The 20,132-nt window shown below is 62.1% G+C and carries 23 protein-coding genes; 16 read left to right on the top strand and 7 right to left on the bottom strand.

What is annotated here, in order from left to right; genetic code table 11:
• The gene (locus AKG11_RS13465) at nucleotides 1–984 is read left to right on the top strand and encodes a mitochondrial fission ELM1 family protein (protein WP_050744204.1); all 984 of its coding nucleotides are present in this window, start codon (nucleotides 1–3) and stop codon (nucleotides 982–984) included.
• On the opposite strand, the gene AKG11_RS13460 is transcribed toward AKG11_RS13465, so the two are convergent.
• The gene (locus AKG11_RS13460) at nucleotides 956–1,423 is read right to left on the bottom strand and encodes an Lrp/AsnC family transcriptional regulator (RefSeq protein WP_023516337.1); all 468 of its coding nucleotides are present in this window, start codon (nucleotides 1,421–1,423) and stop codon (nucleotides 956–958) included. The two genes, AKG11_RS13465 and AKG11_RS13460, sit on opposite strands and share 29 nt — an antisense overlap.
• 253 nt (nucleotides 1,424–1,676) lie before the next feature.
• Here AKG11_RS13460 and trxB point away from each other — a divergent pair, with 253 nt between their 5' ends.
• The 6 genes from trxB to AKG11_RS13430 all read left to right on the top strand — a co-directional run bounded on the left by trxB (nucleotide 1,677) and on the right by AKG11_RS13430 (nucleotide 8,334).
• Nucleotides 1,677–2,651, top strand: a complete 975-nt coding sequence (gene trxB, locus AKG11_RS13455; RefSeq protein WP_023515044.1) for a thioredoxin-disulfide reductase — start codon at nucleotides 1,677–1,679, stop codon at nucleotides 2,649–2,651.
• A gap of 112 nt (nucleotides 2,652–2,763) precedes the next feature.
• Complete coding sequence (locus tag AKG11_RS13450) at nucleotides 2,764–3,660, top strand: LysR family transcriptional regulator VtlR (protein WP_023515043.1); 897 nt, start codon at nucleotides 2,764–2,766, stop codon at nucleotides 3,658–3,660.
• 595 nt (nucleotides 3,661–4,255) lie between these two features.
• Nucleotides 4,256–5,815 (top strand): NCS1 family nucleobase:cation symporter-1, encoded by a 1,560-nt coding sequence (locus AKG11_RS13445; RefSeq protein WP_371260074.1) that lies wholly within the window; start codon nucleotides 4,256–4,258, stop codon nucleotides 5,813–5,815.
• Complete coding sequence (locus AKG11_RS13440; protein WP_023513587.1) at nucleotides 5,812–6,273, top strand: nucleoside deaminase; 462 nt, start codon at nucleotides 5,812–5,814, stop codon at nucleotides 6,271–6,273. Before AKG11_RS13445 ends, AKG11_RS13440 begins: the two co-directional genes overlap by 4 nt.
• Before the next feature lie 596 nt (nucleotides 6,274–6,869).
• Nucleotides 6,870–7,175 (top strand): ArsR/SmtB family transcription factor, encoded by a 306-nt coding sequence (locus AKG11_RS13435; RefSeq protein WP_050744203.1) that lies wholly within the window; start codon nucleotides 6,870–6,872, stop codon nucleotides 7,173–7,175.
• Between the two features lie 37 nt (nucleotides 7,176–7,212).
• Nucleotides 7,213–8,334 (top strand): alkene reductase, encoded by a 1,122-nt coding sequence (locus AKG11_RS13430; protein ID WP_050744202.1) that lies wholly within the window; start codon nucleotides 7,213–7,215, stop codon nucleotides 8,332–8,334.
• 202 nt (nucleotides 8,335–8,536) lie between these two features.
• Here the strand turns inward: AKG11_RS13430 and AKG11_RS13425 are convergent, their stop codons facing one another.
• Together AKG11_RS13425 and AKG11_RS13420 are read right to left on the bottom strand one after the other, a co-directional pair.
• Nucleotides 8,537–8,782, bottom strand: a complete 246-nt coding sequence (locus tag AKG11_RS13425) for a hypothetical protein (RefSeq protein ID WP_050744201.1) — start codon at nucleotides 8,780–8,782, stop codon at nucleotides 8,537–8,539.
• Between the two features lie 119 nt (nucleotides 8,783–8,901).
• Nucleotides 8,902–10,104: a pyridoxal phosphate-dependent aminotransferase gene (locus tag AKG11_RS13420; RefSeq protein WP_024271248.1), complete on the bottom strand. Its 1,203-nt coding sequence runs from the start codon at nucleotides 10,102–10,104 to the stop codon at nucleotides 8,902–8,904.
• A 324-nt stretch (nucleotides 10,105–10,428) separates the two neighbouring features.
• Between AKG11_RS13420 and AKG11_RS13415 the strand changes: the two genes are divergently transcribed.
• From AKG11_RS13415 to AKG11_RS13395, 5 genes are all read left to right on the top strand, one after another.
• Nucleotides 10,429–11,337, top strand: coding sequence for an EAL domain-containing protein (locus AKG11_RS13415; RefSeq protein WP_037408721.1), 909 nt, complete (start codon nucleotides 10,429–10,431; stop codon nucleotides 11,335–11,337).
• Between the two features lie 173 nt (nucleotides 11,338–11,510).
• The gene (locus AKG11_RS13410) at nucleotides 11,511–11,711 is read left to right on the top strand and encodes a hypothetical protein (protein WP_023517239.1); all 201 of its coding nucleotides are present in this window, start codon (nucleotides 11,511–11,513) and stop codon (nucleotides 11,709–11,711) included.
• A gap of 74 nt (nucleotides 11,712–11,785) precedes the next feature.
• Entirely contained in the window at nucleotides 11,786–12,955 is a 1,170-nt protein-coding gene (locus AKG11_RS13405) for a PQQ-dependent sugar dehydrogenase (RefSeq protein ID WP_024271247.1), read from the top strand.
• A gap of 452 nt (nucleotides 12,956–13,407) precedes the next feature.
• Nucleotides 13,408–13,623 carry a cold-shock protein gene (locus AKG11_RS13400; protein ID WP_023515606.1) on the top strand — a complete coding sequence of 72 codons (216 nt, stop codon included), beginning with the start codon at nucleotides 13,408–13,410 and terminating at the stop codon, nucleotides 13,621–13,623.
• Between the two features lie 134 nt (nucleotides 13,624–13,757).
• Nucleotides 13,758–14,219 carry a BA14K family protein gene (locus AKG11_RS13395; protein WP_023515605.1) on the top strand — a complete coding sequence of 154 codons (462 nt, stop codon included), beginning with the start codon at nucleotides 13,758–13,760 and terminating at the stop codon, nucleotides 14,217–14,219.
• A 58-nt stretch (nucleotides 14,220–14,277) separates the two neighbouring features.
• Here AKG11_RS13395 and AKG11_RS13390 read toward each other — a convergent pair whose 3' ends face one another.
• From AKG11_RS13390 to AKG11_RS13385, 3 genes are all read right to left on the bottom strand, one after another.
• The gene (locus AKG11_RS13390; protein WP_023515604.1) at nucleotides 14,278–14,919 is read right to left on the bottom strand and encodes an MBL fold metallo-hydrolase; all 642 of its coding nucleotides are present in this window, start codon (nucleotides 14,917–14,919) and stop codon (nucleotides 14,278–14,280) included.
• 153 nt (nucleotides 14,920–15,072) lie between these two features.
• Entirely contained in the window at nucleotides 15,073–15,237 is a 165-nt protein-coding gene (locus AKG11_RS34555; protein WP_156334096.1) for a hypothetical protein, read from the bottom strand.
• Nucleotides 15,238–15,374: 137 nt separating this feature from the next.
• Entirely contained in the window at nucleotides 15,375–15,833 is a 459-nt protein-coding gene (locus tag AKG11_RS13385) for an Lrp/AsnC family transcriptional regulator (RefSeq protein ID WP_024271246.1), read from the bottom strand.
• Nucleotides 15,834–15,962: 129 nt separating this feature from the next.
• On the opposite strand from AKG11_RS13385, the gene hppD reads away from it, so the two are divergent.
• Both hppD and AKG11_RS13375 read left to right on the top strand, forming a co-directional pair.
• On the top strand, nucleotides 15,963–17,066 hold the full coding sequence (gene hppD / locus AKG11_RS13380; RefSeq protein WP_024271245.1) for a 4-hydroxyphenylpyruvate dioxygenase: 1,104 nt from the start codon (nucleotides 15,963–15,965) through the stop codon (nucleotides 17,064–17,066).
• A 246-nt stretch (nucleotides 17,067–17,312) separates the two neighbouring features.
• Nucleotides 17,313–17,582: a hypothetical protein gene (locus AKG11_RS13375; protein ID WP_023515615.1), complete on the top strand. Its 270-nt coding sequence runs from the start codon at nucleotides 17,313–17,315 to the stop codon at nucleotides 17,580–17,582.
• Nucleotides 17,583–17,704: 122 nt separating this feature from the next.
• Here AKG11_RS13375 and AKG11_RS13370 read toward each other — a convergent pair whose 3' ends face one another.
• The gene (locus AKG11_RS13370; RefSeq protein WP_023515614.1) at nucleotides 17,705–18,592 is read right to left on the bottom strand and encodes a branched-chain amino acid aminotransferase; all 888 of its coding nucleotides are present in this window, start codon (nucleotides 18,590–18,592) and stop codon (nucleotides 17,705–17,707) included.
• A gap of 270 nt (nucleotides 18,593–18,862) precedes the next feature.
• On the opposite strand from AKG11_RS13370, the gene AKG11_RS13365 reads away from it, so the two are divergent.
• Together AKG11_RS13365 and AKG11_RS13360 are read left to right on the top strand one after the other, a co-directional pair.
• On the top strand, nucleotides 18,863–19,339 hold the full coding sequence (locus AKG11_RS13365) for a MarR family winged helix-turn-helix transcriptional regulator (RefSeq protein ID WP_088016405.1): 477 nt from the start codon (nucleotides 18,863–18,865) through the stop codon (nucleotides 19,337–19,339).
• Between the two features lie 32 nt (nucleotides 19,340–19,371).
• Nucleotides 19,372–20,079 (top strand): response regulator, encoded by a 708-nt coding sequence (locus AKG11_RS13360; protein WP_024271244.1) that lies wholly within the window; start codon nucleotides 19,372–19,374, stop codon nucleotides 20,077–20,079.
• Nucleotides 20,080–20,132 lie beyond the last annotated feature (53 nt).

The raw sequence follows: 20,132 nt of genomic DNA, 5'->3' as shown, positions 1-20,132 counted from the left end.
ATGGCGAAGAGCGCCCCTCCCGTCGTCTGGGTCCTGACGGACGGCAAGGCCGGCGACGAACAGCCGCTGATCGGTCTCGCTGAGGCCATGGAGACGGAACCTCTCCTGCGGCGGGTGGCACCGCGGCGTGCCTATACCTGGCTGATGCCCTGGGGACCGATCGACCCGAAGGATGCACCGGCCAAGGCCGGCTCGCCGCTCGCTCCGCCCTTTCCGGATATCTGCCTTGCCACGGGCCGGCGGGCGGTACCCTATCTGCGCCGGCTGAAGGCGCTTTCTCCTTCGACCTTCTGCGTGCTCTTCAAGGATCCCCGGACCCGGTCGCACGGCGCGGACCTGCTCATCGTGCAGCAGCACGACGCGCCGCGCGGCAGCAATGTCCTTGTCGTCACCACCGCCCCCAACAGGCTTCTGCCGGAGCGACTGGCAGAGGCGCATGCCGCCTTTGCAGACATCCTCGCCCCCCTGCCCGTGCCACGGATCGCGGTGCTCGTCGGCGGCGACGGCCGACATCATCGTTTCACCGATGCCGATATCAACCGCTTCCTTGGTGGCCTTCATGCAAAATTGGAAGACGGCTGTGGACTGATGATAACCACTTCGCGTCGCACGCCAGCCCCGCTCGCCAAGGCCTTGGCGGGACTCGGCAATCGCCCCGGCGTGCATCTCTGGGATGGAACGGGGAAAAACCCGCTGCTCGCCTACCTCGCCTGGGCCGACGAGATCGTCGTCACGGCCGATTCGACCAACATGATCGGGGAAGCAGCCGCGCTCGGCGTGCCCGTACAGCTCTTCTACCCGTCCGGCGGCCATCCGAAGATCGCCAGCCTGATCGCCGCCCTGTCGCAGGAAACCGTCATCGGCCGGTTTCCGGAGGCGCCCGCCCACGGCCGTGGCAACCCGGTCAATTCGACATCGGGGCTGGCGGAGGAGATCCTGAAACAGTGGAGACTGTCTAAAGCTCGACCAACCCGACCTTCTTGACCTGGCGGATCGTCAGCATGGTGCGCACGGTATCGACCTGCGCATTGGCGGTCAGTTCCTCGATGACGAAGTCCTGGAAGCGCGTGAGGTTTTCGGCAACGCAGTGCAGAAGGAAATCGCTGTCGCCGGAGACCATCCAGGCCTGGCGTACCATCGGCCATTCGCCGGTGGCGGCCGCAAAGGCCTTGAGATTCGCCTCCGACTGGTGCTTGAGCCCGACCATGCAGAAGGCGACAAGATCATAACCGAGCGCCGGAGCATTCAACATCGCGGTGTAACCCTCGATGATGCCCGCCTCCTCCAGCTTGCGCACGCGGCGTAGACAGGGCGGCGCGGAGATGCCGGCACGGGCGGCAAGCTCCACATTGGTCATCCGGCCATCGGCCTGAAGCTCCTTCAGGATACGGATGTCGATGGCGTCGAGTTCTGCACGAAACATGGGAATTATTGAAACCTTTCAGGGAGGCGACCGGAAGTGATCCGAATCGCCGTATCAGCGCAACATTGTTACCGCAAACGGCACAAATATGTCACGCGCCTTCGCTTGTCTGTTGGCAAAGCCCCGCATGCTCTTGAAACTCATGGCGCTCCCTTCATAAATGAAGATCGAACAACGACACGCCGGCCGGACCCGAGCGCGCCATTCGCGCGGGGAATGGCCCATTGGGGTTAAAACCCCGGAAGGAACGACCATGTCCACCCGCCACGTCAAGGTACTGATCATCGGCTCCGGCCCCGCCGGCTACACCGCCGCCATCTATACCGCCCGCGCCATGCTGGAGCCGGTGCTGATCGCCGGCATGGAACAGGGTGGCCAGCTGATGATCACCACGGATGTGGAAAACTATCCGGGTTATGCCGATCCGGTACAGGGCCCGTGGATGATGGAGCAGATGCTCAAGCAGGCCCAGCATGTCGGCGCCGAGATCGTCAACGACCTCGTCACGAACGTCGATCTCGACGTGCGCCCCTTCCGCATCTCCACCGACAGCGGCACCGAATGGACCGCCGACGCGCTGATCATCGCGACGGGCGCCAAGGCCAAGTGGCTTGGCATCGATACCGAACACAAGTTCATGGGTTTCGGCGTCTCGGCCTGCGCCACCTGCGACGGGTTCTTCTATCGCAACAAGGACGTCATCGTGGTCGGCGGCGGCAATTCGGCCGTGGAGGAAGCGCTCTATCTCTCCAACCTCGCCAAGACCGTGACGGTCGTGCACCGCCGCGACAGTTTCCGCGCGGAAAAGATTCTCCAGGAGCGGCTGTTCGCCAAGGAGAATGTCAAGATCGTCTGGGACCACGAGGTCGTCGAATATCTCGGTGCCGATCCGAAGCCGCCGATGCCCGCTTCCGTCAACGGCGTGAAGCTGCGCAACGTCAAGACCGGCGAAACGCGCGACATGGTGACGGACGGCGTGTTCGTGGCGATCGGCCACGCGCCGGCGGTCGAGCTCTTCAAGGGCAAGCTGCGCCAGAAGCCGAACGGCTATCTGTGGACGGCGTCCGATTCCACGGCGACGGACGTGCCGGGCGTTTTTGCCGCAGGCGACGTCACCGACGACATCTATCGCCAGGCAGTTACGGCTGCCGGCATGGGTTGCATGGCAGCCCTCGAAACCGAAAAATACCTTGCAGGTCATATGCCTGTCGCAATTGCGGCCGAGTAGAAGCCGCCAACAAAGGGCGGCGGGATAGCCCGACCGCCCGCGTGGGAACAGTTGAATCAGCGACCGGGCGGGAAGCACGCGCTCCCCGCCACAAAGACATATGGGGGATAGAATGCCACTCGATTGGGACAAGCTGCGGATTTTCCACGCCGCGGCCGAGGCCGGCTCGTTTACGCACGCCGCAGACAAGCTGCACCTTTCTCAATCGGCCATCAGCCGTCAGGTGAGCGCGCTGGAGCAGGATGTCGGCATCAAGCTCTTCCACCGCCACGCCCGCGGCCTTATCCTCACCGAGCAGGGCGAGATCCTCTATCGCACCGCGCACGACGTGCTGATGAAGCTCGAAAGCGTGCGCGTACAGCTGACGGAAAACACGGAAAAGCCAAGCGGCAAGCTGCGCATCACCACCACGGTCGGCCTCGGCCAGGGATGGCTGACCGACAAGGTGCAGGAATTCCTCGCGCTTTATCCCGACATGCAGGTGCAGCTCATCCTCGACAATGAGGAGCTGGACGTGAACATGCGCCATGCCGACTGCGCCATCCGCCTTCGCGAACCGCAGCAGTCCGACCTCATCCGGCGCCGGCTCTTCACCGTGCACATGCACATTTACGCCGCCCCCTCCTACATCAACCGCTATGGCGAACCGCAGTCGATCGACGATCTCGACAACCACAAGATCATCACCTTCGGCGAGCCCGCGCCCAGCTACCTGCTCGACGTCAACTGGCTGGAGATCGCCGGCCGCGATTCCGACAATCCCCGCCCGTCCATCCTGCAGATCAACAGCCAGACCTCGATCAAGCGCGCCTGCCTGCTCGGCATCGGGGTCGCGATGCTGCCGGACTATATTGTCGGGCGCGATCCGGGCCTCATCCAGTTGCCGGTCAGCGCCGACATCCCGTCCTTCGACACTTACTTCTGCTATCCGAGCGAGATGAAGAACTCCGCAAAGCTCAAGGTTTTCAGGGATTTCATCGTCGCGAAGGCACGCAACTGGAACTTCTGAGCGAACGGATTTGCAAGGCCTGCGCCACCTGCATGGCTGGCATGCACATTAAATGATTGATGTATGCCCACAAAACCATCATATCGCACGCAGCTGATGCACTTTGGTGGCTTTTTCCTCCCAGTGCCACCGCACCAGCTGTTCCCCTCTGGAGGTTTTATTACCTTCAAAACTATAAAGGGCCCAAGTCGATCTTGCGGCCCTCTTTTTTTGCCTTCCGACAAGAGACAGCCCGCTGTTCCGGGCAGGACCGCACGCGTCTCCATGCACAGACGCCAGTGACCCGACGGCTCGAAGCAATCGTATCGAGCAGAGCAGGCCCGCCCAAGCCGTCAAAGGGCCCCTGAGCCCTCCCGACATTCCGACGATTACAAAATCTCGCTGCCCCTACCGGCGCCGGTAATTGCGCTGGCTGCGCGCTTAAAAATAGCATGCAATCTTGATTCTGATTGTGTGCGATTATTGCAATCATGTTTTCCCTTTTCGTTGGAAAACTTTCCATCACCCGCAATGAAAGCAATGCTAGACATGGAAGCGGCGCCAAAGGAGCTGGCGCCGCCAATGGTTTTTTTCCGTATATTCCTGGAATATCCTCATGTATTTCCAGATTAAATGGCAGACTTTGGCGAATATACGACAAATCCCAACCGGATTAATCAGAATTCCGGAGGGTAAAATGAGTCCGGAGGAGACAATCGTGGATTCTACACCATCATCTTCAACACAGCGCTTGGGGTCTTCGCCCCTGCCGGTCAGCGATAACCTATTCAATGAAGACATCGCCCCGATAAAGGAGCAGACATGGGGCGTATACAATCTATCCGCAATGTGGATGTCGAACGTCCATAGTGTGGCAGGGTATGTATTTGCAGCAAGCCTCTTCACCCTCGGCCTTGGTGGCTTTCAGGTTTTCGCGGCGCTCATCACCGGCATCTTGCTGATCTACGTCTTTACCAACCTCGCCGGCCGCGCCGGCCAGAAATACGGCATCGCCTTTGCAGCATTCTGCCGCCCCGCATTCGGCGTCTTCGGCGCCAACATACCGAGCATGATCAAGGCATCGACAGCGACATGCTGGTACGGCATCCAGACCTGGGTTGCCTCGACCGCACTGGTCGTGGTCACGCTGCGGCTGGCCCCCGGTGCCGCCGTGCTCAACAACGATTCCATTCTCGGAATGACCACGCTGGGATGGATCTGCTTCCTCGTCATGTGGTTCTCGCAGCTCGCCGTCTTCTACTACGGCTGGGAAGCCATCCGTAAGTTCACGGACTGGGCCGGCCCCGCGATCTACCTCGTGATGTTCGCCATGGCCGGCTGGGTCGTCTGGAAGGCAGGAGGACTGGAACATATCGACTTCAATCTCGGCTCGGAGAGCCTGAGCGGTGGGGATGCTCTCTCGGCCTGGCTGACCGCCGTCGCCCTGACGGTTGCCTGGTTTGCCGGCACCACGCTGAACTTTGCCGATTTCTCGCGCTTCATGAAATCGCGCGAGGCGATGAACCGCGCCAACTTCCTCGGCCTGCCGATCAATTTTGCCCTCTTCGCCCTCGTCACCGTCGTCACGACATCAGGCGCACTGAAGGTTTTCGGCGAGCTCATCACCGACCCCGTTCACCTGGTCGCCCGGCTCGACAGCGTCACCGCGATCGTGCTCGGCGCCCTCACCTTCATGACCGCAACCATCGCGACAAACATCGTGGCGAACTTCGTCTCGGCCGCCATGGACCTGACGAATCTTGCACCGAAATACCTGACCTTCCGGCGTGCAGGCGTTCTCGCCTCGCTCATCTCCGTCATGGTCATGCCGTGGAAGCTCTACGCCAACGCGGTCATGGTGCAGTACACGCTCGGCACGCTCGGTGCGTTTATCGGCCCGATCTTCGGCATCATCATCTGCGACTATTTCATCATCCGCAAACAATCGATCGATCTGGACAGCCTCTATACGGAAGATCCACGCGGCAAGTACTGGTACCGGAACGGCTTCAATCCGAATGCCATCCTTGCCCTGGTGCTCGCCGGCATCTTCGCCCTCTCGATCTCCCAGCTCGCCCTCTTCGCGAGCGTGGCCGCCTACTCCTGGTTCTTCGGTGCCTTTGCCGGCGGCATTCTCCACTATGCCTTCTCCGGCCGGAAGGAGCGGACGGCGTGAGCGACGATCCCCATTCCACCCATCGACTGTGGATGGAGGCGGCCCTTGCGGAGGCGCGCGACGGCGTCGCTTCCGGCGGTATGCCCTTCGGTTCGGTCCTGGTCGTCGGCGGACAGATCGTTGCAAGGGGCCACAACCGACAGATCCAGGACCGCAGGTTCCTGGCCCACGCGGAAATGGTCTGCCTGGAGAGCTTTCTCGCCGGCCATGACGGCCCGCTGGACAATGCGACGCTCGTTGCCACCGAGGCGCCCTGCCCGATGTGCGCCGGAGCGGCGATCGTGGCCGGCGTCTCCCGGATCGTGGTTGGTGAAGCACACCACTATCCGGGCGCCTGCGACTGGCTTGCAACACAGGACGTCGAACTCACCGTGCTGAACGAGCCCGGCTGCATCGATCTCGTCTCGGACTTCAAGGCCCGGCATCCGGATCGCTGGAACCGGTTCAGCGCAGGCTGAGGCTTCCCATCACCCGGCGCCGGATATCCCGGCGCCGGGTGACAGCTTTCTCCAGGCGCGCTTCGGCACCAGGAATGAGAAATCACCCGCGCCTTTGGCTGGCGCCCCGCAAGCACAGCGCGGCACCTTGCGGTATTTCGGCACGCCTGCCGTCCTGTCCCGCCAAGCGATCACCACATATTCAAGCAAGGCGTGCTGCGCCGTCGGCATTCCGTGCCGCGGCGCCCGGGAAACATCTGTTTCGTTTTGGGCTTTTATTGCTCGCAAAGCGCTGCGCTTTGCACCTGACCTTGCAGCCTTCTCTCTTGCCTTCGGGCAGACGAAACAGATTTCCAACCCTTGTGAAAAACTTGGGATGTGCTTCTCTTGAAGAACCCCGGTCCCTCCCCCATATTCAGGTTAGCCAACGCACTTGCGGTCTTTCTCCTCCCAGTGCCGCGCGTTGGCTGTTCCCCTCTGGAGGTTTTATACCTTCACACCTGCAGGGCCCAAGCTTCGCTTGCGGCCCTCTTTTTTTGCCGTGGCCTCTTGTATCGAACATTCGCGAACCCAATATCGAATATAACCGATATGTACATCGCTGGACCACGATAGATATGACCCCGCTCGACACCGACGAAATCCTCAAGGCTCTCGCGCATCCCAAGCGGCTGGAGATCCTTGCCTGGCTGAAGGAGCCGCAGACCCATTTTTCCGGCCAGGAGCATCCGCTGGAGTTTGGCGTCTGCGCCGGCCAGATCGAAAGGCGCTGCGACCTGTCGCAGTCCACCGTCTCCGCCCATCTTGCCACCCTGCAGCGCGCCGGCCTCGTGACGACACGCAAGATCGGCCAATGGGTGTTCTTCAAACGCGACGAAGACAAGATCGCGGCCTTTCTCCACCACATCAACGGCTCGCTTTGAGCATCTGCCCTCCCCCAAGCCAGAAGAAGGACTACCCATGACTTCGCTCTTCGACCCTCTCAAGATCGGTGACATCCAGCTTGCCAACCGTATCGTCATGGCGCCGCTGACGCGCAACCGTTCGCCGGGCGCCGTGCCGAACACGCTGAACGCCGCCTATTACGAGCAGCGCGCCAGCGCCGGCCTGCTGATCACCGAAGCGACCGCCATCAGCCACCAGGGCCAGGGCTACGCCGACGTGCCGGGCCTCTACAAGGCCGAGGCGCTGGACGGCTGGAAGCAGGTCACCGACGGCGTGCACAAGGCAGGCGGCAAGATCGTCGTGCAGATGTGGCATGTCGGCCGCATCTCCCATGACACGCTCCAGCCGAACGGCGGCAAGCCGGTTGCCCCTTCGGCGATCCGTGCCAAGTCGAAGACCTACCTCATCAATGCCGACGGCAGCGGGAGTTTCGCCGAAACCTCAGAGCCCCGCGCGCTGGAGAAGGCCGAGCTTCCCGGCATCATCGAGGACTACCGCCGCGCCGCCCGTGCCGCGATCGATGCGGGCTTTGACGGCGTCGAGATCCACGCCGCCAACGGGTACCTGATCGACCAGTTCCTGCGCTCGGGCAGCAACGCACGCACGGACGAGTATGGCGGCTCGATCGAAAACCGCGCGCGCCTGCTTTTCGAGGTCGTCGACACCATCACCAAGGAGATCGGCGCCGGTCGTACCGCGATCCGCATCTCGCCGGTGACCCCCGCCAACGACGCATTCGACCCTGACCCGCAGCCGCTCTTCACCTATGTGGTCGAAGGTCTCGCCAAGTATGATCTGGCCTACATCCATATCATCGAAGGCGCGACGGGCGGCTCGCGTGACCACCAGCAGGGCGACACGCCCTTCGATTACGCGGCACTGCGCGCCGCCTACAAGGCCGCCGGCGGCAAGGCGGCGTGGATGGTCAACAACGGCTACAACCGCGAACTCGCCATCGATGCCGTCGAAAGCGGCAAGGCCGACCTCGTCGCCTTCGGCAAGCTGTTCATCGCCAACCCGGACCTCGTCGAGCGGCTGAAAGACAAGACCGCGCTGAATGCCCCGGATCAGGGCACCTTCTACGGCGGCGGCGCCAAGGGCTACACGGACTATCCGTCCCTCGACAACGTCGCGTGACACCCTTGCATCGAAGCGTTGCGCAATCCAGCGCTCCGATGCCTCCTCCCCGAGGGAGGACAGAAACGCCCGCGGTCTCCTCCCCGCGGGCGTTTTCTTTTGCATGCGATGGGCGCAAGGACATTCCCGGAACAATCCGGTTCACGGCACGGGCTGTTGGCTCGCTCCTCCGGCTGCAGCCCCCCGAACAGAGAAAGGCCCGTTACGGCCGGTCGTATTCGCGGGTCAGGCCCTTGTAGTACTCGCCGGGATCATAGCGCAGGGTGCGGGACTTGCCCGGATTGTTGAAGAAATAATCGTAGAACGACATGTATTGCGCCCGCTCGCTGACGACGATGCTGCCGCGCGGCGCACGCTCGTCGCCATTCTTGTAACCGTCCGCGGCCATGGCGGGCGCAGCAACGGCAAGGGCTGCCAGGGCGGCAACGGCGAATGACTTCATGTTCATGGTCCTGCTCCGGGATTCGCTTTTCCCCAATATCGGCACCGAGAGTGGAAATTTCATGGGGGCGGCAACAAAAAACCCGCCGTTGCCGGCGGGTTTTGCATCACATTGCAAAGAGCCTGTTACTTGCAGGCTGCGCAGAAGCGCTGGATGCGCTTGCAGGCTTCCTCAAGCTGGGCCTCGGACGTCGCATAGGAGATGCGGAAATTCGGGCCGAGGCCGAAGGCCGAGCCATGCACGACGGCGACGCCTTCCGATTCCAGCAGTTCCGAGACGAAGTCCTCGTCCGTCTCGATGACCTTGCCCGACGGCGCGGTCTTGCCGATCAGCCCCTTGCAGGACGGATAGACATAGAAAGCGCCTTCCGGCGACGGGCACTCGATGCCCTTGGCCTGATTGAGCATGGAAACAACGAGGTCGCGGCGACCTTCGAAGATCTTCTTGTTTTCCGGAATGAAGTCCTGCGTGCCGTTCAGCGCCTCGACGGCGGCCCACTGGGCGACCGAGCAGGCGCCCGAGGTCTGCTGGCCCTGGATCATGTCCATCGCCTTGATGAGGGCGAGCGGGCCGGCCGCATAGCCGATACGCCAGCCGGTCATCGCATAGGCCTTGGAAACGCCGTTCATCGTCAGCGTACGATCGTAGAGACCGGGCTCGACCTCGACCGGGGTCGCGAACTTGAAGTCGCCATAGGTCAGGTGCTCGTACATGTCGTCCGTCAGCACCCAGACATGCGGGTGGCGCATCAGGACGTCCGTCAGCGCCTTCAGCTCGTCATGGCTGTAGGCGGCGCCCGACGGGTTGGACGGGGAGTTGAAGATGAACCACTTGGTCTTCGGCGTGATCGCCTTCTCCAGGTCTTCCGCCTTCAGCTTGAACTTGTTTTCCTGCGTCGTCGCGACGAAGACCGGCGTGCCGCCGCACAGCGACACCATTTCCGGATAGGACACCCAGTAAGGTGTCGGGATAACGACTTCATCGCCCGGATTCATCGTCGCCATGAAGGCGTTGAAAAGAATCTGCTTTCCGCCCGTGCCGACGATCGTCTGCGCGGCGGTGTAGTCGAGGCCGTTCTCACGCTTGAATTTCTTGACGATCGCTTCGCGCAGTTCCGGGATACCGGCAACGGGCGTGTACTTCGTCTCGCCGCGGTTGATCGCGTCGATGGCGGCTTTCTTGATATTGTCAGGCGTGTCGAAATCCGGTTCGCCAGCACCAAGCCCGATGACGTCACGGCCTTTCGCTTTCAGTTCACGCGCTTTCTGGGAAACGGCGATGGTGGCGGAAGGCTTCACACGGGAAAGGGCGTCGGCAAGAAAGGCCATGATGGAGATGTCCTCATCGGGTTCAAAGACGGCTTGACGCCATGGACCCGGAGCGCCGGGCTCCATAGCGGTTAGGTCTATGTCGAATGTGGGCGGGTCTTGCAAGCGCGAAGGACGAAAAAAGCGGGAAATGCAGGCTATACCGAAAAAATTCATGAGCCCCATCAGCGAACGGAATGGATCGCCGCCCTTGCAAAAACGAGCCACACCAATTGGTTGAGGCAAGCTGCAACATCGAAGATTTTTACGCGAAGGATTAAACCGGCATTAACGGGTGCTCTCTATAATCGCGCCGTCGGGACGTTCCAGCGGATGGTGCGCTGCATGAGCGAAAGAAGCATCTTCTCCAATCTCGTCCGGCAGCCGGGCGGCGCCTTCGGCGCAGCCTACGGCCCCTTCTTCCTGCAATCCGCCCTTCAACCGATCTTTTCCGAGCGCGCGGACGGCCGACCGCAGATCGCCGCATTCAAGGGATTGATCCGCGCCAGCGCGGGCGACATGCCCTGCTCCCCGGCAGAATTCTTCGAACGCGTTCCGGAAGACGAACGCATGGCGGTGGACGGCCTTTGCCGCAGCCTGCACATCCTCAATACCGGTGCGCTCGGCCGGCGCGAGGCCGCGCTCATCATCAATTTCCAGGCCGGGCTCTACACCACGCCTCAGGCCATCCGCCAGGAAGTGGAATGGCTGCGCCTTGCCGCGCACGAGGCAGGCCTGCCGCCGGCGCGCATCGCCTGCGAGATCCGCGAGCACCCGCGGGACGATCTCGACACGCTGGTTTCCTTCGCCGCACGCCTGCATGACAGCGGCTTTGCCATCGCCATCGACAACTACACCGGCGAGGACCACGACCTTGAGCGCCTGGAACGACTGAAGCCGCAATTCGTGACCTTCGATACCGCCTGGCTGCGCAGCTTCGTGGAAAACTCCGCCGGGCTCGCTTTGTTGCGCGTCGTCGTCGGCCAGTTCGCAGCGAAAGGTATTCGCGCCATTGTCGGCGGCATCGAGGAACCGGAGATGATCGCGCTGTGCCGCGACATGGGCGGGCCGCTGATGCAGGGCTACCTGCTTGCCCGGCCGGAGACGGCTCCCACGAGCTTCAACATCACCTTCCCGGAAGGCGACGACGAGCCGGCACAGTCACCTGCCGCAACGCTTGCGGCAACAGGTTTCGCGCCCTTGGAAAACCGAGCCGCGCGACCGGTCCGCCAGTTCGGCCGCAGAGGCATGTAAGACGGCGCAGGCGCGCCGTCTATTCGGTCGAACGCACTGGAAATCCAGCTTTTTTACCCCGCCTTCTTTTCGCCACAATAAATGTCGGGCCTTGCCGCAATTCGGTCGTTCTCGCGCCGATTTCGGCGAGCTTTTTCGGTGCCAAGGCAAGCGAAGGACAGGAGGGGAAAACGATGTTTCTGGATGAAGACAAGGTCGGCAGGAAGCCGAAGGCACGCGAATCCCGCGCCATGTTCATGATCGCCATGACGGCGCTCGCCGCCTGCGTCGCCATGGTCGTCAGCCTGATGTCGCCACCCGCCGTCGCGCTCGACACGATCAAGACCTCCGGCATCGAAAAGACGACGTCTCACATCGAGCCCACGCAAAAGTGAGCCGCCCGCCCCGGCGCCGCTCTTGAAAGCCGCTCGCCTCTGGGCCAGTTAACGGCAGAAGACAGGAGACGGCGATGCGACAGGATATTCGGCCCTTGAAAGGCATATTGGCGGGCGCCGCCGCGATGCTCCTCCTGACCGCGACGCTTCTGGTCTCTCCCGCATCCGCCGAAACCCGCGAAATCCCCAGCAAGAAAGCCGCCCTGCTCGTCGAGACGCTGGCGACGGGGCTGAACCAGCCGTGGTCCGTCGAGGTCCTGCCCGATGGCGCCTATCTCGTTTCCGAAAAAGGCGGCACGCTCCGCCTGATCCGCGGCGGCAAGGTCTCCGCGCCCCTTCGCGGCGTGCCCGAAGTCTCCACCACCGGCCAGGGCGGCCTGCTCGACATCGCACTCGCCCCCGATTTTGCGACCAGCCGCATACTGTACCTGACCTACAGTGCCCGCGGAGACGGCGGTTCCGGCACGGCCGTGGCCAAGGCAAGGCTTGCCGCGGACGACACGGCGCTGGAGGACACGACCCGCATCTTCCTGATGAACCGCCTCACCTCGCGCGGCCAGCATTTCGGCTCGCGCATCGCCATCGCCAAGGACGGCAGCCTGTTCTTCGGCATCGGCGACCGGGGCGAAGGCCCGCGCGCGCAGGATCCGCGCGACCATGCCGGCGCCATCCTGCACATCAACCCGGACGGCAGCCCGCATGCCGACAATCCCTTCCTCGGCAGCGCCGAGGGGCTGGCGGAGATCTGGTCGAAGGGGCACCGCAATCCGCAGGGCCTCGTCATCGACCCGAAGGACGGCACGCTGCTGACCGTCGAGCACGGCGCACGCGGCGGCGACGAGATCAATGTGCCGCAGCCCGGCCACAACTACGGCTGGCCCCTCGTCTCCTTCGGCCGCCATTATTCCGGCGCGGAATTCGACCTCGGCTCGGCGGCGAAAGGCTATGAACAGCCACTCTATTATTGGGACCCGTCCATCGCACCCGGCGCCATCGCCGTCTATCACGGCGCCATGTTCCCGGAATGGGAGGGCAACCTGATCGTCGCCGCTCTCAAATATCAGCTCGTCAGCCGACTGGAGCGCGACGAAAGCGGCGCCGTCGTTTCGGAGGAGCGGATGTTCGACGGCGAATTCGGCCGTATCCGCGATGTCATCGTTGCACCAGACGGTGCGTTGCTGCTCTTGACGGACGATCCGAACGGCGCGCTGCTGCGCGTTTCCCGCTCGACCACGACGGATTGATACCACCCGGCCGACATGCCGCCGCACAACAAAGTATGATTGTCTTCCGTCTACAGCCCCTTCCTTCGGCAGCGCAATATAGATCGCACGAAGACTGCAAAGCCCCGTAAAACCTGCGGGTTTTTTCGGCAATCGCCCGGAATTTGACCAAAGTGAGGCGCGTCAAACACGCGCTAAAACTTTTGCTTGCCAATTTAACGCAAACGCATCACTCTTGCGCCGTTCGGGCAATTTGCGAACACGGGAAGACCTTGAATAAAAGCGCGCCGGAGACGCGAAATAATTCCGGGCAGCCAAGATCTGGACAGTCCACGAGACTAGCTGGCTGGCTGGCTGCGGTGAAAACAGGACCCTTTCCTCAACCTCGAGAACTGCCTGCCTAACGCCCCTCGGGGCAAAACTGATGTGCTGCCCGCCGCCAATATACGGGCAGAGAGAAAAGGACCTGACGTATGGCCGAGACTGGCATCGTAAAATTCTTCAACACCGAGAAGGGCTTTGGCTTTATCAAGCCCGACAACGGTGGCGCGGATATCTTCGTACACATTTCCGCTGTGCAGGCTTCCGGCCTGAACGGCCTTTCCGAAAACCAGAAGGTAAGCTTCGACACGGAACCCGATCGCCGCGGCAAAGGCCCGAAGGCGGTCAACCTGCAGATCGCCGGCTGAACCGGCGCCTTTCAGGATTTTCAGTTGAAGCCCGGCAGAGATGCCGGGTTTTTTTGTTCAGCCACGGTTCAGCCTCTTTCCTCTAGTTTCCTCGCCATCAGCCGGCGTTGGGCCGGAGCCTAGGGAAAGACGTCATGAACAAGTTCCTCAAGACCCTTGTGTTGTCCGCAGCCGTCGCCGCGACGACCCTCACCGCAACGGCCGGCGTCGTTGAAGCGCGTGACCGCAACCGCGATGGCTACTGGCGCGAAGGCGATACCTACGAATACCGCAAGCCGCGTCGCCACAACCGCGACCGCGACAATGGCCGCGATGCCGTCGTTGGCGGCGCGCTGGGTCTTGCCACCGGCCTCATCATCGGTGGCGCCATCGCCAACCAGCCGCGCTACGAAGAGCGCCGCGTCTATGTGGAGCCGGACTACTATCCGGAACCCGAGCCGCGCGTGATCTACCGCCAGCCGGTCGTCGTGCCGAGCTACGAGCCCTGGACCCAGTCCTGGTACGACTACTGCGCACGGCGCTATCGCTCGTTCAACCCGAACAGCGGCACCTTCGTCGGCTATGATGGCCGTGAACACTTCTGCACCGCCGGCTGAAACCGGACCGGGCCGACATCGAGAGGCGGGCGCCAGGCGGCGCTCGCCTCTTTTGCGTTTACAGGCCGCGCAGGAACGGGTTCGTGCGCCGCTCTTCGCCGATCTTGCCGCCCGGCCCATGCCCGCAAAGGAATCCGACCTCGTCGCCAAGCGGGAATACCTTGTCGCGGATGGAATCCAAGAGCTGCTGATGGTTGCCGCCCGGCAGGTCCGTTCGGCCGATCGATCCCTGGAAGAGCACGTCGCCGAGATGGGCGAAGCCCTGACCGCGGTGGAAATAGATGACGTGCCCCGGCGCATGGCCGGGCGTGTGGTAGACTTCGAAGGTGTGGTCACCGAAGGATACCGTATCGCCGTCCTCTAGCCAGCGGTCGGGCAGCACATTGCTCACCTTCATCGGCACGCCGAACATCGAGGCCTGCGCTTCCAGCCGCTGCAACAGCGACAGGTCGTCCTTGTGCGGGCCGATAATGTCGATGCCGAGCGCCTCCTTCAGCTCCTTGGCGCCGCCGGCATGATCGATATGGCCATGCGTCAGCCAGATCGCCTTCACCGTGATCCCGTTCTCCTCGAGAGTCTTGAGGATCACCTCGACATCGCCGCCGGGATCGACGACGACGCCCTCCTTCGTCTCGCTGTCGAAGAGAATGGTGCAGTTCTGCTGGAAGGGGGTGACGGGAATGATGCCCGCCTGAAGCATGCCCATGGGGTCCTCGCTCAAAGTGCCGCGTTGCGCCTGATATAGCCATTACCGCGCCGCACGCAAAGGACGCTGCAAGACATCAGGTTTTTCGCGTAAGCCCTTCAAGAGACTCCCGGATCGGGCAACAGGCGCCAAGAACCCTATGCCGGCTCAGCGCAGGCTGGCGATCTCCTGTGCCGGGCCGGTGGCCAGCGTCGGCGAGACGGTGGAGAAGAGCAGCGCCACGACGGCGATGTTGACGGCGGCATAGAGATAAACGACCGGGCGAAGGCGGCTCGCAACCGGGTTTTCCTGCTTCTGGGTGTTCGTCTGCATGGTCCTGTTTCCTGGCTGTCGGCCGCGTTCGGCTCTGTCTCATCCGTTGTGATCGGTTTCTACAACGGCGGCAGAGTCGAACCTGTTCCTGCGGGAACAGGGCAAGGCGAACGGCTGTTGCCCGTCCGCAACAGCGCTCAGAGCGGCAGGGCCATCGTCTCCTTCAGCGTATCGAGCACGATGGCCGTCTTCACATGCGAAACGGATTCGTGCGGCAGCAGCACATCGTTGACGAAGGCCGACAGCGCCTTGAGGTTCGGCACGACGACCTTGATGATGTAGTCCATCTCCCCCGTCAGCGAGAAAGCCTCCAACACCTCCGGCAGATTGGAAATCAGCCGTGCGAACCGTACGGCATTGTCGCGATTGTGCGTCGAAAGCGTCACCGTAACGACGATGACGATACCGAGATCGAGCTTTTCCCGGTCGAGCTCCGCCCGATAGGCGCGGATGATGCCCTCCTCTTCCAGCCGGATACGCCGGCGGGAACATTGCGAGGGGGAAAGATGGATGCGCTCGGACAGTTCGTTGTTGGTCAGGCGCGCGTCCTGCTGCAGATGCGCGAGCAGTTTACGGTCGAATTCGTCCAGTTGCACGGATTGCCCTCCAAACCTGTATTTTACGCACGAATATCGCGGAGAACTATCAAAACGCAAGCACTATGCACACACATTGCATGGAGTACGCGTCATACTTCCCGTCACAACCATCGAGGAGGACGACGGATGGGCCCTTTCCCGCATGACGCGCCGCCGGCGCTGATCACCGCCGATAACCCGGCCGGGACCGACGGGTTCGAGTTCGTCGAATTCGCCCATCCCGAACCGGAAAAGCTGGAAGAGCTGTTTGCCCGCATGGGATACAGCAAGGTCGCGACCCACCGCACGAAGGCGATCTCCGTCTGGCGCCAGGGCGACATCAACTATGTGATCAATGCCGAGCCCGGCTCGCATGCCATGACATTCGCCGGCTTGCACGGGCCCTGCGCCGCCTCCATGGCCTGGCGCGTGGTCGATGCGAAACACGCCTTCGCCCATGCCGTCTCCAAGGGCGCGACGCCCTACGAAGGGAACGACAAGGCACTCGACGTGCCCGCCATCGTCGGAATCGGCGGCTCACTGCTCTATTTCGTCGAAAAATACGGCGCCAAGGGCTCGGCCTATGACGCGGAATTCGACTGGACCGGCGAACGCGACCCCAAACCGCAGGGCGTCGGCTTCTACTATCTCGATCACCTCACCCACAATGTCTATCGCGGCAACATGGACAAGTGGTGGGACTTCTATCGCGAGTTGTTCGGCTTCAAGCAGATCCATTTCTTCGACATTGACGGCCGCATTACCGGCCTCGTGTCGCGCGCCATCACCTCGCCCTGCGGCAAGATCCGCATTCCCCTGAACGAATCGAAGGATGAGACGAGCCAGATCGTCGAGTACCTGAAGAAGTACAAGGGCGAAGGCATCCAGCACATCGCCGTCGGTACGGACGGAATCTACGACGCCACCGACAGGCTCGCCGACAATGGCGTGAAGTTCATGCCCGGTCCGCCGGACAATTATTACGACCGCTCCTATGTGCGCGTCGTGGGCCATGAAGAGCCGGTCGAGCGTATGAAGACGCACGGCATCCTGATCGACGGCGAAGGCGTCGTCGATGGCGGCATGACGAAGATCCTGCTCCAGATCTTCTCGAAGACCGTGATCGGCCCGATCTTCTTCGAATTCATCCAGCGCAAAGGCGACGAAGGCTTTGGCGAGGGCAATTTCCGGGCGCTCTTCGAATCGATCGAGGAAGATCAGATCCGCCGGGGCGTCATCGCAGCAGAATAACAACCGCGGCAACCAAGCCACTGCGGGGAAGGAAGAGGCGGCCGCCCAGCGGCCGCCTCTTTACGTTTCAAAACTCCGGTGCAGGACGCACACGGACAAATTGACTTATCCCAATTTTATCCGCACGTTGCAGGTGTCGAGTCTTTCGGCAACGGGCGCGCGGGCTCCAGGCCGCGCCCCGGTAGCGAGGCAAGTGTCCGGCTCGGATCACTCTCTATTCCGGGCGGACCTTTCGGAGGGGAAGTCATGGAAGCATTGATGCCCATCATCACGCAGCTCATCGCCGGGGCCGTTGGCGGCAACGTGGCCGGCGCCGCCCTGAAACAGGCGGCCGTGAGCGCGATCGTCCGCACCATCGTCGGCGCCATCGGCGGTGTCGGTGGCGGCTTTCTCCTGCAGATGCTGGGCGGTGAAGCCGGCCTCTCGGGCCTCGTTGCCAACGGCATCGGCGGCCTTGTCGGCGGCGGCGTGCTGACGGCGATCGTCGGTGCGGTGCTCGGCAAGAAGCCAGCCTGAAACGAAGAAAGGCGGCCCGAAAGGGCCGCCCGGTTCTTCATCCCGATTTACCCGAAGCCACCATCGTCATCCTCGCGTTTAACCCGGGGATGGCTCATGGCGGAGCGGTACGAGCGTGCCGCTTACTCCGCCGCAGCGGCGACGGGATACACTTCCTTCATGTAGTCGTTCATCAGCGTTTCGCAAATCGTGCCCGGCGTGAAGCGGTAGGGGCCGATTTCCGAGACCGGCGTCACTTCCGCCGCAGAGCCCGTCAGGAAGCATTCGGAAAAGTCCGACAGCTCTTCCGGCAGGATCGCCCGCTCGATGACCTGGTAGCCGCGGCGCTTGGCAAGCTCGATGACCGTGCGACGCGTGATGCCGTCGAGGAAGCAATCCGGCACCGGAGTGTGGATGACGCCGTCCTTGACGAAGAAGATATTTGCACCCGTGGCTTCCGCCACCTGGCCGCGATAGTCGAGCATCATCGCATCCGCATAGCCCTTGGCTTCGGCGGCGTGCTTGGAGATCGTGCAGATCATGTAGAGGCCGGCGGCCTTCGATTTCGAGGGCGCGGTCTTCGGGTCGGGGCGGCGGTACTCGGCGATGTCGAGGCGGATGCCCTTCAGCTTTTCGGCCGGATTGAAGTAGCTGCCCCACTGCCAGATGGCGATGGCAACGTTGATGCGGTTGTTCTGCGCCGAAACGCCCATCATCTCCGAACCGCGCCAGGCGATCGGCCGCGCATAGGCTTCGGAAAAGCCCTGGCGCCTCAGGAGCTCGATCGTCGCCGCATCCAGCTCTTCCACGGAATAGGGAATCTTGAAGCCGAGGATTTCGGCGGACGTATGCAGGCGCTGGTTGTGCTCGGTGAGCTTGAAGATGCGCCCGCCATAGGCGCGCTCGCCTTCGAACACGGCGCTGGCATAGTGCAGGCCGTGGGTCAGCACGTGGATTTTCGCGTCCTTCCAGTCGACGAACTCGCCGTTGAACCAGATTTGCCCATCCAGCTGATCGAAAGGAACTGCCATCGTCTCATCCTCCGGCGCATCCGCGCCATTCTTTCAAGTTGATTGTTTTGCCTGTAACGGTCTAACCAGAAACAGGCCCGGATTACCTGATCATGAGCGTAATCCGGATTGGGGATCGGAAAAACACCGGATTTCTTCGGCGTCCGGGAACCGCAATATAGGCGGGACCCTAACAAGGGCGGCAAAATATGTCAACAAAGCTGACATATTTTGCTATAAATTACGCGGGGACGGCAAGGCATGAAAGGAAATGACAACGTGGCGCGACAGATGCCGGACAAGAACGGCGTGAGCGAGCTACACCACGACGCCATGACAGGCGACGATCGCATCGATTTCGAGATCATCGAAGGCTTCTTCTTCGCCTATCGCGACTTCATTTCCGATCCCGACGCGATCCTGGAAAAGAGCGGCTTCGGCCGTGCCCATCACCGGGTCGTGCACTTCGTCAACCGCGAGCCGGGCATGACGGTCGCCGACCTGCTCGATACGCTGAAGATCACCAAGCAGAGCCTGGCGCGCGTCTTGAAGCAGCTCATCGATTCCGGCTATATCCAGCAGGTGGCCGGCCCCGAAGACCGCCGCCAGCGGAAGCTTTATCCGACGCGGACAGGACGGGAACTGGCGCTGGCGCTCGCCGAGCCGCAATCCCGCCGCATCGCCCGTGCATTTGAGGCGATGAGTGCGGACGAGCGCCGGGTGGTGATCCAGTTCCTCACCGGCATGCAGAACGCCAAGAGCGAATGAACGGCTGACAAGCAGAAAAGGGAGGACAGACGATGACCGCTGCCGGCACGCCCTCCGACGACGCGTCCCATCTCCTCGTCGTCGACGACGACACGCGCATCCGCGATCTCCTCAATCGCTACCTGATGGGCGAGGGCTTTCGTGTCACCGTCGCTGCAGATGCCGACGAGGCGCGGCGCAAGCTGCGCGGCCTCGATTTCGACCTCATCATCATGGACGTGATGATGCCCGGTGAAAGCGGCCTGTCGCTGACGAAGAGCCTGCGGGAAATCCGCCCGGTGCCGATCCTCATGCTGACGGCGCTTGCCGAATCGAAGGCCCGCATCGAGGGCCTGGAGGCCGGCGCCGACGACTATCTTTCGAAACCCTTCGAGCCGCGCGAGCTGGTGCTGCGCATCAACAACATCCTGAAACGCAACGCCGCGCCGGCGACGCCGAAGATCGAGCAGGTCATGTTCGGTCCCTACACCTTCTCCATCGTGCGCAAGGAACTCAAACGCGGCAGCGACGCCATCCGGCTTACGGATCGCGAACAGGAGATCATGCTGCTCTTCTCGCTGCGCGCGGGCGAAACCATTCCACGCCACGAACTGATCGGCGAAGAAACAGAAGTGGGTGAACGCACAATCGACGTGCAGATCAATCGCTTGAGGCGTAAGATCGAGGACGATCCGTCCAACCCGGTGTGGCTGCAGACCGTGCGCGGCATCGGTTACCGACTGAGCGTGGAGCAAGGCTGATCGTGCGCCGCACACTGCAATTCAAGCAAAGGTTTAACGCGGTTTTTCGTACG

It is taken from the genome of Shinella sp. SUS2 (genome assembly GCF_001262505.1).
In the GTDB taxonomy this organism is placed as follows: Bacteria; Pseudomonadota; Alphaproteobacteria; order Rhizobiales; family Rhizobiaceae; genus Shinella.
This window is presented reverse-complemented; position numbering and strand designations above follow the sequence as displayed.

What these genes read in the sequence shown, in the direction of transcription:
- AKG11_RS13465 (WP_050744204.1), top strand. Translation starts at nt 1, where the DNA reads ATGGCGAAGAGCGCCCCTCCCGTCGTCTGGGTCCTGACGGACGGCAAG.
- AKG11_RS13460 (WP_023516337.1), bottom strand. Translation starts at nt 1,423, where the DNA reads ATGTTTCGTGCAGAACTCGACGCCATCGACATCCGTATCCTGAAGGAG.
- trxB (WP_023515044.1), top strand. Translation starts at nt 1,677, where the DNA reads ATGTCCACCCGCCACGTCAAGGTACTGATCATCGGCTCCGGCCCCGCC.
- AKG11_RS13450 (WP_023515043.1), top strand. Translation starts at nt 2,764, where the DNA reads ATGCCACTCGATTGGGACAAGCTGCGGATTTTCCACGCCGCGGCCGAG.
- AKG11_RS13445 (WP_371260074.1), top strand. Translation starts at nt 4,256, where the DNA reads ATGTATTTCCAGATTAAATGGCAGACTTTGGCGAATATACGACAAATC.
- AKG11_RS13435 (WP_050744203.1), top strand. Translation starts at nt 6,870, where the DNA reads ATGACCCCGCTCGACACCGACGAAATCCTCAAGGCTCTCGCGCATCCC.
- AKG11_RS13430 (WP_050744202.1), top strand. Translation starts at nt 7,213, where the DNA reads ATGACTTCGCTCTTCGACCCTCTCAAGATCGGTGACATCCAGCTTGCC.
- AKG11_RS13425 (WP_050744201.1), bottom strand. Translation starts at nt 8,782, where the DNA reads ATGAACATGAAGTCATTCGCCGTTGCCGCCCTGGCAGCCCTTGCCGTT.
- AKG11_RS13420 (WP_024271248.1), bottom strand. Translation starts at nt 10,104, where the DNA reads ATGGCCTTTCTTGCCGACGCCCTTTCCCGTGTGAAGCCTTCCGCCACC.
- AKG11_RS13415 (WP_037408721.1), top strand. Translation starts at nt 10,429, where the DNA reads ATGAGCGAAAGAAGCATCTTCTCCAATCTCGTCCGGCAGCCGGGCGGC.
- AKG11_RS13410 (WP_023517239.1), top strand. Translation starts at nt 11,511, where the DNA reads ATGTTTCTGGATGAAGACAAGGTCGGCAGGAAGCCGAAGGCACGCGAA.
- AKG11_RS13405 (WP_024271247.1), top strand. Translation starts at nt 11,786, where the DNA reads ATGCGACAGGATATTCGGCCCTTGAAAGGCATATTGGCGGGCGCCGCC.
- AKG11_RS13400 (WP_023515606.1), top strand. Translation starts at nt 13,408, where the DNA reads ATGGCCGAGACTGGCATCGTAAAATTCTTCAACACCGAGAAGGGCTTT.
- AKG11_RS13395 (WP_023515605.1), top strand. Translation starts at nt 13,758, where the DNA reads ATGAACAAGTTCCTCAAGACCCTTGTGTTGTCCGCAGCCGTCGCCGCG.
- AKG11_RS13390 (WP_023515604.1), bottom strand. Translation starts at nt 14,919, where the DNA reads ATGCTTCAGGCGGGCATCATTCCCGTCACCCCCTTCCAGCAGAACTGC.
- AKG11_RS34555 (WP_156334096.1), bottom strand. Translation starts at nt 15,237, where the DNA reads ATGCAGACGAACACCCAGAAGCAGGAAAACCCGGTTGCGAGCCGCCTT.
- hppD (WP_024271245.1), top strand. Translation starts at nt 15,963, where the DNA reads ATGGGCCCTTTCCCGCATGACGCGCCGCCGGCGCTGATCACCGCCGAT.
- AKG11_RS13375 (WP_023515615.1), top strand. Translation starts at nt 17,313, where the DNA reads ATGGAAGCATTGATGCCCATCATCACGCAGCTCATCGCCGGGGCCGTT.
- AKG11_RS13370 (WP_023515614.1), bottom strand. Translation starts at nt 18,592, where the DNA reads ATGGCAGTTCCTTTCGATCAGCTGGATGGGCAAATCTGGTTCAACGGC.
- AKG11_RS13365 (WP_088016405.1), top strand. Translation starts at nt 18,863, where the DNA reads ATGCCGGACAAGAACGGCGTGAGCGAGCTACACCACGACGCCATGACA.
- AKG11_RS13360 (WP_024271244.1), top strand. Translation starts at nt 19,372, where the DNA reads ATGACCGCTGCCGGCACGCCCTCCGACGACGCGTCCCATCTCCTCGTC.